Source organism: uncultured Corynebacterium sp. (genome assembly GCF_937999985.1).
Classification (GTDB): domain Bacteria; phylum Actinomycetota; class Actinomycetes; order Mycobacteriales; family Mycobacteriaceae; genus Corynebacterium.
On record NZ_CALLDG010000214.1, the window covers coordinates 1 to 9,716 of the forward strand.

The window sequence follows — 9,716 nt, forward strand, 5'->3', positions numbered from 1 at the left end:
ACCAGGATTCCCAGAAGCTCGCGCTGGCTGCCGACTTTCTCGGCACCGATGATGCGCCCGATCATGTCCTGCCGGGCTGTGCGGGTCAGCGAAGAAGCCATACCAGCAGCGCCTTCTGTGCGTGCAGGCGGTTTTCCGCCTCGTCGAATACCACGGACTGCGGCCCGTCGATAACTTCCGGCGTCACCTCACTACCGCGGTAGGCCGGCAGACAGTGCAGGAATATCGCATCGTCCTTGGCGGTGCCCATCAGCTTCTGGTCCACCTGGTAGGCCCGCAGCGCGCTGCGGTCTTCGGAGGCATCCTGTCCCATGGACAGCCAGGTGTCGGTAATCACCACGTCCGCCCCCGTGGCGTCCACCTTGTCGGTGACGGTCACGGTCGCGCCGGTCAGCTCGGCACGCTTCTTAGCGCGCTCTACGAACTCCGCCTCCGGCTGGAAGCCCTCTGGCGCCGCGATGGTGATGTTCACTCCCGCCGTGGCGAAGCCCAGCATGTAGCTGTTGGCCATGTTGTTCGCGCCGTCGCCGAAGTACACCGCGTTCAGACCCTTGAGCTCGCCCTTGTGCTCCTTGATGGTCACCAGGTCCGCGAGGATCTGGCAGGGGTGGAAGTCGTCGGACAGGGAGTTGACGATCGGCACGCCCGCGGTCTCCGCCATCTGGTGGAGGTTGTCGTGCGCACCGGTGCGCCAGACAATCGCAGTGACGTACCGGGACAGGACCGCGCCGGTGTCCTGGAAGGTCTCCCCCTTCCCCATCTGCGAGCTTCCACTGTCTACGACGATGGCGTTACCGCCCAGCTCGGTGATGCCGGCGTCAAAAGAAAAGCGCGTGCGCGTAGAGGTCTTGTCGAACAGCACGGCGACGGAGCGGCGCTCCAGCAGGTTGCGGTAGCCGTTGCCGTAGCGGTTGTCCTTCAGCTCCTCGGCCAGCGCCAGCACTTCGGCCTGCTCTTCCGGGGTGAGGTCGTCGTCGGCCAGCATGTGGCGCAGCGGCCCCTTTGTCTGCAGGTGCAGGTTAGTCATGTGGTGTCTTCCGTTCTTTTTGTGGTTACTGGTTCTGCGCGCGGTTGTCGTCCAGCATCTGCCTAATCTTTGTGACGCCCCGCTGCACCTCATCCGCCGAAATATTCAGCGGCGGGACCAGGCGGATCACATCGGGCTGGGGCTTGTTGACGATCAGCCCGTAGTCCAGCGGATCCAGGTCAAGGGGCGCATCCAGGACGATGCCAAGCATCAGCCCGCGGCCGCGGATGGTCTGCACACTGGGGTGGTCGGCCAGGCCGTCGCGGATAGCCTGCGACTGGGCGGCGACGTTGGCCAGCAGGTCCTCGGATTCGATCGTGTCGATGACGGCATTCGCCGCCGCGCAGACGACGGGATTGCCGCCGAAGGTGGTTCCGTGCATCCCCTTGGCCAGCAGCTGCGCCTTCGGCAGAGCGAGGGTGGCGCCGATCGGCAGGCCGCCGCCCAGTCCCTTGGCCATGGTGATGACGTCCGGCAGCACCCCGGCCTCGTGCTGGAAGCCGAACCACTGGCCGGTGCGGCCCATGCCGGCCTGAACCTCGTCGACGACCATGAGGATGTTGTGGGCATCGCACAGCTCCCGCACGGCGGCGAGGAAGCCGTCCGGGGCGGGGATCACGCCGGTTTCGCCCTGGATGGACTCCAGGAAAATCGCGGCAGTGTCGTCGTCCGCCATCTCCCGCAGGGCTTCGATGTCGCCGTAGGGGTAGTACTCCACGCCGCCGGGTAGGGGCTTGAAGGGCTCCTGCTTGTCCGGCTGGCCGGTCAGGGCGAGGGCGCCCATGGTGCGGCCGTGGAAGCCACGCTCGGCGGCCAGGATCTTGGTCTTGCCGGTGGCGCGGGCGATCTTGAAGGCGGCCTCGTTGGCCTCGGCGCCAGAGTTGGAGAAGAACACACGGGCACCGGCCGCCGCCTCGGCGGCCTCCCCACTCTGCTCCCCCAGCAGGCCTTTCAGCCGCTCGGCGAGCTTGATCACCTGCGGGTGGGCGAACAAGTTAGACGTATGGCTGAGTGTGGCGATCTGATTCGTCACGGCGTCCACAATGGCAGGGTGAGCGTGCCCCAGAGCGTTCACGGCAATACCGGACAGCAGGTCGAGGTACTCATTGCCCGCCGCGTCGGTGACGATGGTGCCACGGCCAGAAACCAGCTCGCGCGGCGGGGTGCCGTAGGTTTCGAACAGCGCGGCGTTCCAGTGGCCCTGCCAGTCGTTGGTTGAGTTCTCTAGGTTCTGGGTCATGGGAGATCCTCCCGATAGTTGATGTCGGGGCTGGTGATGTCTTCCCAGCCCGCGGGGCAGATCATGGTGCCGATACCGCCGGTGGTCATCAGCTCCAAGATTACGGAGTGCGGGATGCGGCCGTCGATGACGTGCGCGGCCTGCACGCCGCTGCGCAGCGCGTCCAGGCAGGCCTCCATCTTCGGCACCATGCCGGAATCCAGGTTGGGCAACAGGTCGGAGAGCTGCTCCGGGGTCAGGCTGGATACCAGCGATTCCTTGTTCGGCCAGTCGGTGTACAGGCCCTTGACGTTGGTGAGCATCACGAGCCTCTCGGCACCCAGGGCGCCGGCCAGCGCGCCGGCGGCGGTGTCGGCGTTGATGTTGTAGATACGCCCCTGGTCATCCGGTGCGACCGTGGAGACCACGGGGATGCGGCCGGCGTCGATGAGGTCGATCAGGCTTTCAGCATCGACGTGCTCGATCTGCCCCACCCGGCCCAGGTCGACCTCTTCCCCGTCGATGGTGATCAGGCGCTTGGAGGCGGTGAACAGCCCGGCATCCTCGCCCGAGGCGCCGACGGCGTAGGGTCCGTGCTCGTTGATCAGCCCGACCAGCTCGCGACCGACCTTGCCGAACAGCACCATGCGGACGTACTCCATGACCTCCGGCGTGGTCACGCGGAAGCCGCCCTTAAACTCGCCTTCCAGGCCGACGGTCTTCAGCATCTCGTTGATCTGCGGGCCGCCGCCGTGGACCACGACCGGGCGGGCGCCGATGGCGCGCAGGAAGACCATGTCGGCGGCGAAGGCGCGCTTCAGGTCTTCGTCGATCATCGCGTTACCGCCGTACTTCACCACCACGATCTTGTCGCGGTAGTGCAGAAGCCACGGCAGAGCCTCGGCCAGCACATGGCTGCGCAGCTCGGGGGTCAGCCCGGTGGTATCGATGGGAGTGTGTTTGGGGTTCATTGGTGTGTTTCCTGCTAGGTCCGTTGTGCGGGTGAGCTCTGGGTGAACTGGGCGAACTGTGTGAGCTGGATGAACTGGGTGAGCTGTATGAACTAGGTGGAGTATTCCGAGTTGATCTCCACGTAGGAGTACGACAGGTCGGTCGTCCACACCGTCGCACGCCCCTCGCCCACGCCGAGGTCCACCTCAACGGCGATGTCGGCGCCCGAAAGATCCACCGTGCGGGCGCCGGGCGCGCCCGTGGAGTTAATGCACACCGGGTGACCGTTGAAGGACACACTGATGGCCTCCGGGTTCATCTTCACCGGCGCCATGCCCACGGCAGCCAGCACGCGACCCCAGTTCGGGTCGGAGCCGAACATCGCGCACTTAAACAGGTTGTCGCGGCCGATGACGCGCGCTGCGGTCTGTGCGTCCGCGTCCGTTTCTGCGCCGCCGACGGTGATGGACACTCTCTTTGTGACGCCCTCAGCGTCCGCCTGTAGCTGCATCGCAATATCGAGGCACACCTGGTGGATCGCAGCGTTGAATTCCTCTGCGTCCGGGGTGATGCCGGAAGCGCCGGAGGCCATCAGCAGCACAGTGTCATTGGTAGAGGTCGCGCCGTCGATGTCGATGCAGTCGAAGGTTGTCGGAGTGGCGCCCGCCAGAGCCTCGTGGGCCATGTCGGCGCTGGGCAGGTGGGCGTCCGTAGTAATAAACACGAGCATCGTAGCCAGCGACGGGGCCATCATGCCGACACCCTTGCCCATGGCGCCGATGGACCAACCTTCGCCGTGGTAGACGGCCTCCTTAGCGACGAGGTCGGTGGTCATGATGGCGCGGGCAGCATCGTTGCCGGCGGTGATGGACTGGTCGAGCTCGCCGGCGAGTTCGCCGACTCCGGCGAAGACCTTATCCATCGGCAGCACATCGCCGATCAGGCCGGTGGAGCACACGGCAACGTCGCCGGGCTGGCATCCCAGCAGCTCGGCGGTCTTCTCGGCGGTAGCGCGCGCATCCTTGTCGCCCTGGGCTCCGTTGCAGGCGTTGGCGTTGCCGGAATTGACGACGACGGCGCGGAAGGTGCCATCGTTATTCGCCTTGGTGTAGCGAACGGGAGCGGCGGTGACCTGATTGCAGGTGAACATGGCGGCGGCGATGGCATCGGGCCCGTCGTTGCGGATCAGAGCCATATCCGACTTGCCGGAGGGTTTGATCCCCGCCGTCACGGCTGCGGCGCTAAAGCCCTTGGGAACGGTCACGCCGAGGTCCGCGGAGGAACCTTGGGCAGTGCTGGTATCCGGATTGTTCTTCTCTGCGTTAGTCATAGCTTTGAATCAGAGCCCCGTCTGCGGGAGACCCGCGGTTTCTTCCCAACCGAACATCAGGTTGAGGCATTGGATGGCGGCACCTGCGGTGCCCTTGGTGAGGTTATCGATGGCACTGGTGGCGATGACCATGCCGTCGGAGACCTCCACTTGGATGTGCACCATGTTGGAGCCGACGACGCTCTTCACCTCCGGCTGCTGGCCCTCCGGCAGCAGGTGCAGGAAGGGCTCGCTGGCACAGAACTTCTCGTAGGCGCGGCGGATATCGCTCGCCTGACCACGCGCGGGAGCGGTGACGGTGGTGAGGATGCCGCGGGTCAGCGGGGCCAGCACCGGGGTGAAGGTCACGTGGACGTCGTCCGAGGAATAGCCAGGGGCGAGCAGCTCCTCAACGCTCTGCTTGATCTCCGGAGCGTGGCGGTGGGTGCCCACGCCGTAGGCGCGCAGGTTACCCATCGTCTCTGAGCCCAGCAGGTTCACGGCGGCCTTCTTGCCAGCGCCGGTGGTGCCGGTGACGGAAACTACGCTGATCTGCGGGGCCATAAGGCCGCTGGCGATAGCGGGCATGAGAGCCATCGTGGCGCCGGTCGGGAAGCAACCGGGGGCGGCGACGTAGTTGGTGGCCGCGATCTCCTCCCGGCGCCCCGGCATCTCCGGGATGCCATAGGTGCGGGTGCCGGCGTGCGGGGTGCCGTAGAAGCGGGCCCAGTGGTTGGCATTCTTCAGGCGGTAGTCCGCGCCGCAGTCCACGACCTTCATGGATTCCGGCAGATCCAGGGCGGCGGACACCCCGTGCGGGAGGGCCAGGATTGCAGCGTCGTGCCCGCGGAGAACATCCTCCGTCGTCTCTTCGAGAACGCGATCCGCCAGGGCGGGCAGCCCGGGGTTGAGTTCGCCGAATCGCGTGCCCGCGTTGGAACCGCCGGTCAGCGAACCGATTTCGAAGTCCACGCCGTAGCCGGGGTGATTCAATAGGAGGCGAAGAGCCTCGCCACCCGCGTACCCGCTAGCGCCTGCTACTGCAATTTTCAACATAGGACGATTCTGCCCTATTTAAACCCGAAGTGCAAATTATTCAGATTCGTGGGAATTATGCAGTTAGGCGCGAAGCTGCGCGCCCACCTTCTCGGTGGCGGACTGCAGGGCGGCCTCGCGGGACTTGCTGGCCTCTTCCTCCGTTAGGGTGCGGTCGGGCGCACGGAAGCGCAGGCTGAAGGTCAGCGAGCGCTTGCCCTCACCCAGGGACTCGGAGTGGTAGACGTCGAACAGTCGGATCTCCTCCAACAGCTCGCCAGCGCCAGCACGCAAGGCATCCTCAACATCCTGGGCCGGGGTGGCCTCGTCAACGACAACCGCGATGTCCTGCAGCACCGCCGGGAAGGCAGACAGTACCGGGCGCGGGAAGGTCTCCTCCAACGGCAGCTCATCCAGGTTCATCTCCATGGCCACGGTGCGCGGCGGCAGCTCCGCGCGCTCGCAGACCTGCGGGTGCAGCTCGCCAGCGTGGCCAACGACCTTGTCGCCCACCAGGATCTCAGCGCAGCGGCCCGGGTGCCACGGCAGGTATTCCGCGTTGCGCACGGTGATCTCCACGCCGGCGGCACGGGCTACCACACGGGCGGATTCGATGGCGTCGGCCGCAGTGAAGGCCTCCGGCTCGCCCCAGGTGCCCTGCAGCTGGCGGTTACCCGTAGCCACAACGGCTACGTGGAGCGGCTGGGCGGGCAGGGAATCCAGCAGCTCCTGCAGCTCTTCTGCCCCCGGGCGCTGCTTTACAGAAGGCATCGGCGAAAACGGCTTAGCCGACTTCGGCACCGAGACCTGCTCCACACCGTAGAGGGCTACGTCGCGCTGGCCACGGGTGACGTTGCGGCGCAGGGATTCAATCATGGACGGCAGCAGAGTGGTGCCGATGCAGGCGTAGTCGCTCTCCAGCGGGTTCTGCACCTTCACCGTCAGGCGGCGTGGGTCATCCGCAGGCAGGTCCCACACGTCGAACACGTCGTTGGCAATAAACGGTGTCGGCAGGATCTCTGCGTAACCCGCCCAGGCCAGAGCCTGGCCCACGTTGCGGCGCATCCGCTGGCGCGGGGTGTAGCCGCGGCCGGCCGGGGCGGTCGGGACGATAGAGGGGATGTCCTCCAGCCCCTCCAGGCGCAGAACCTCCTCCACCAGGTCGGCTGCCATCGTCAGGTCCGGGCGCCAAGTCGGCGGGGTGACCTCGATCTCGCGAGCACCGTTGTCGTCGCGAGAGCCGGTCTCGCGCACCTCGCAACCGACCTCCCGCAGGCGGGAAATGGTGGTGCCATCCGGGTAAATCTTGCCCGCGGTCTTGCCCGGCAGGGAGGTGTGAATGGTGATCATCGGCATCTCCGGAACCGCACCGACCAGGGTGCGTCCCTCCTCCACCTCGCCGCCAGCGATGTTCACCAGCAGCGCGACGGCAAAGTCCAGCGCGTCCTCGATGATGGCGGCGTCCGTGCCGCGCTCGAAACGGCGGGAGGCCTCGGAGGAAAGCTTGTGGCGGCGGCACGTGCGGGCCACAGTGATCTGGTCCCAGTGCGCGGCCTCGAACAGCACGTTGGTGGTCGTCTCGGAGATCTCGGAGGTCGAGCCACCCATCACGCCAGCCAGCGACTGGATGTCGGACTCGTCGGAGATCACCACGTCCTCAGGATCAAGGGTGCGCTCCACGTCATCCAGCGTGGTCAGCTTCTCCCCCTTCTGTGCCAGGCGAACGTGCAGCTCTCCGGTGACCTTGTCCGCGTCGAAGGCGTGCATGGGCTGACCCAGCAGGAACATCACGTAGTTCGTCACGTCCGTCGCCGGGTTCACGGGGCGCTGGCCGCACAGCATCAGCTCGCGCTGCAGCCACAGCGGGGATTCCGCCTGTGGGTCGATGCCAGTGACCTTGCGCATGCCGAACTTGGAGCACTTCGTGTCCTCGTCGACCTTCAGCGCCTGCACCTCGCCGTCGGTGCCGGGCAGGCCGGCGAAAAGGTCGTTGCGCATCGCTGCTGCTGCCGGATCCTGCGCCGGGTCGCGGAACTGCAGGTCGAAGCTGGACGCCAATTCGCGGGCAAGTCCCCTGGCCGACAGTGCGTAGCCGCGATCCGGGGTGATGTTCACGTCGAAGATGGTGTCCTGCAACCCCAGCAGCCCACGCGCATCGTCACCTACCTTGAGGTTGGCGCTGGCCAAATCGGCGTCAGAAATAGTCATGATCCCCGGGTTCTGCTGGTTGGCCAGGCCCACCTCCATCGCAGAACAGATCATGCCCTCGGAGATCTTGCCGTAAGTCTTACGCGCTGAGATCTCGAACGGGCCGGGCAGTACCGTGCCGGGCAGGGCGATGACGACGTTGTCGCCCTCGGCGAAGTTCCGCGCGCCACAGATGATGTGCTGCAGCTCGCCGGTGCCGTTGGCCTGGCCGACGTTGACGTCACAGTAACGGATCGGCTTCTTGAACTCGGTGAGCTCCTCGATCTTTTCGACGCGACCGATCACCAGCGGGCCGGTGGTTTCGGGGATCGCCTCGTACCCCTCGGTCTCGAAGCCAACGCGGACGAAGCCGGCGTCGAACTCCTCGGCGCTCACGCTCCACTGCGGGTTGGAGGTCTGCAGGATTCGGGTCAGCCACGACTGGGAAATAAGCATGATTTTCGAAAGATCCTTGATTGGGGCTTTAGATGGGGTGCTCTGGGATGCTCTGTTGCTCTGGGGTTTTTTAAGTTTCTCTAGCGGCGCACGCCGAACGGCAGGGTGAAGCGCACATCGCCCTCCACCATGTCGCGCATGTCGGGCAGGCCGTTGCGGAACTGCAGGGTGCGTTCGATGCCCATGCCGAAGGCGAAGCCGGAGTACTCCTCCGGATCCACGCCCGCGGCGATCAAGACGTTCGGGTTGACCATGCCGCAGCCGCCCCACTCGATCCAGCCGGCGCCGCCCTTCTTGTCGGCGAACCAGACATCCACCTCTGCGGAGGGCTCGGTGAACGGGAAGTAGTTCGGGCGGATGCGGGTCTTGGCCTCCTCACCGAACAGAGTCTTGGCCAAGTGATCCAGCGTTCCCTTCAGGTGTGCCATCGTCAGCCCTTTATCCACGGCCAGGCCTTCCACCTGGTGGAACACGGGGGTGTGGGTGGCGTCCAGCTCATCGGTGCGGAACACGCGCCCCGGGCAGGCGATGTATATCGGCAGGTCGCGGGAGAGCATCGTGCGCATCTGCACCGGAGAGGTGTGGGTGCGCAGCACCTGGCCGGAACCCTCCGGAGCGATGTGGAAGGTGTCCTGCAGCGTGCGCGCAGGGTGGTCTGGGATGAAGTTCAGGGAGTCGAAGTTGAAGTACTCTGCCTCGACCTCCGGGCCATCGGCGATCTCCCAGCCCATGCCGACGAAGATGTCAGCGATCTGCTCGGACAGGATGGTGATCGGGTGCTGGGCGCCGCGCTGGCCGCGGGTGGTCGGCTCGGTGACGTCGATGCGCTCGGCGCGCAGGACTTCCTCGTTGCGCTTACGCTCGAGCTCGGCCTTGACCTGGGCAAAGCGCTTTTCGACGCGACCCCGCGCCATATTCACCAGGCGACCAGCGTCCTTGCGCTGATCCTTCGGCAGGCTGCCCAGGCTACGGCGGGCGGCCGGAATGGGGGCATCGTCGCCCAGGTGCTCGCGGCGAGCGGCCGCCAGTTCCTCCAGATTTGCAGCCTCGGCAAAGGCCTTCTCGGCTGCGTCTGCTGCGGCGTTGAGCCCCTGCTCCGAAAGCTCTACCTGGGGAGTGTCCGCGGAATCCGTCACTTCAGTGCGCTCCTCTATCTACGTGCACGGCTTAACCTCGTTAATAATACCCGGCTGGCCCACTGCCGCACCGAGTTGGGGCTATCAGTCTTCGACTGCTCCCCCGGCAGCCTCGCGCGCCGCCGCTTGGATGCGGGACGATTCATACATGCAGATGGAGGCCGCAGTGGCAAGGTTGAGGGATTCCGCACGCCCACGGATCGGGATAGAAACCCTCAGGTCCGCCTCGGCCAGAAGCTCCTCGCCCAGCCCGTGCGCCTCATTACCGAACAGCCACGCGGTGGGCTTGGTGAGGATCTCCCCCGCATCATCCAGGCTGACCTCACCATCGGCCGCGGTGGCGAGAATCTGCAGCCCTTGGGCACGCAGCTGGCCCAACACGTCCTTCACGTTGGT

Annotated in this window: 8 protein-coding genes; all 8 read right to left on the minus strand. The window is 65.6% G+C overall.

The window, feature by feature from the left end:
* Nucleotides 1-85: 85 nt before the first annotated feature.
* Nucleotides 86-1,012 (minus strand): ornithine carbamoyltransferase, encoded by a 927-nt coding sequence (argF, locus tag Q0331_RS10655; protein WP_298076338.1) that lies wholly within the window; start codon nt 1,010-1,012, stop codon nt 86-88.
* Nucleotides 1,013-1,052: 40 nt separating this feature from the next.
* The gene (locus tag Q0331_RS10660; RefSeq protein WP_298076332.1) at nt 1,053-2,267 is read right to left on the minus strand and encodes an acetylornithine transaminase; all 1,215 of its coding nucleotides are present in this window, start codon (nt 2,265-2,267) and stop codon (nt 1,053-1,055) included.
* Nucleotides 2,264-3,217, minus strand: a complete 954-nt coding sequence (gene argB / locus Q0331_RS10665) for an acetylglutamate kinase (protein ID WP_298076333.1) — start codon at nt 3,215-3,217, stop codon at nt 2,264-2,266. Before argB ends, Q0331_RS10660 begins: the two co-directional genes overlap by 4 nt.
* A 92-nt stretch (nt 3,218-3,309) precedes the next feature.
* Nucleotides 3,310-4,527, minus strand: a complete 1,218-nt coding sequence (argJ, locus tag Q0331_RS10670) for a bifunctional glutamate N-acetyltransferase/amino-acid acetyltransferase ArgJ (RefSeq protein WP_298076334.1) — start codon at nt 4,525-4,527, stop codon at nt 3,310-3,312.
* Between the two features lie 9 nt (nt 4,528-4,536).
* The gene (gene argC / locus Q0331_RS10675) at nt 4,537-5,562 is read right to left on the minus strand and encodes an N-acetyl-gamma-glutamyl-phosphate reductase (RefSeq protein WP_298076335.1); all 1,026 of its coding nucleotides are present in this window, start codon (nt 5,560-5,562) and stop codon (nt 4,537-4,539) included.
* A 63-nt stretch (nt 5,563-5,625) separates the two neighbouring features.
* Nucleotides 5,626-8,184: a phenylalanine--tRNA ligase subunit beta gene (gene pheT, locus Q0331_RS10680; protein WP_298076336.1), complete on the minus strand. Its 2,559-nt coding sequence runs from the start codon at nt 8,182-8,184 to the stop codon at nt 5,626-5,628.
* A gap of 80 nt (nt 8,185-8,264) precedes the next feature.
* Nucleotides 8,265-9,320: a phenylalanine--tRNA ligase subunit alpha gene (gene pheS / locus Q0331_RS10685; protein WP_011273440.1), complete on the minus strand. Its 1,056-nt coding sequence runs from the start codon at nt 9,318-9,320 to the stop codon at nt 8,265-8,267.
* Between the two features lie 84 nt (nt 9,321-9,404).
* On the minus strand, nt 9,405-9,716 hold a 312-nt coding region (locus Q0331_RS10690; protein ID WP_298076337.1), incomplete at its 5' end, for an RNA methyltransferase.